Origin of the sequence: Halomonas sp. ND22Bw (genome assembly GCF_003011945.1) — a bacterium.
GTDB lineage: Bacteria > Pseudomonadota > Gammaproteobacteria > Pseudomonadales > Halomonadaceae > Halomonas > Halomonas halophila.
The window spans coordinates 1-345 of sequence record NZ_PXWD01000403.1 but is presented as its reverse complement, the minus strand read 5'-3'; the positions used below and the strand labels follow the sequence as shown (position 1 = coordinate 345).

The following is a 345-nucleotide window of genomic DNA, read 5'->3' as shown; positions in this document are numbered from 1 at the left end:
CGCCGACCACGGTGCCCGCGTCCCAGTGACCGCTGAGGATACCGCGACGCGGGACCGAGTTGATCGCATAGCGCCGCGCCGCGAGGAGGCGGGCACGCCGGGTGTCGCGGTCGATCGGCGCGCCGGTTGCGATATCGCGGGCGAGGCGAAGCGGCGTCATGGCTTTTCCTCATCGATTGTGCCGGGGATGGCAACATGGTCGGTGACGCCCGTTCCCGAAGGATCGAGCGCGATAATTTCGGCGAGCGTCCAGGGGGCTGCGCGGCGCGGGCGACGCGAGAAGCGAAGCTCGTGCTTTTCGGCATATTTGTGGACCGCTGGATATTTGCGGCCGATCGCTGCCGC

At 68.1% G+C, this 345-nt stretch carries 1 protein-coding gene; it reads right to left on the bottom strand.

Annotation, left to right across the window (positions count from 1 at the left end; translation table 11 throughout):
* Positions 1 to 156: 156 nt before the first annotated feature.
* Positions 157 to 345: hypothetical protein (locus CVH10_RS25850; RefSeq protein ID WP_219924823.1), on the bottom strand; the 189-nt coding region annotated here is incomplete at its 5' end.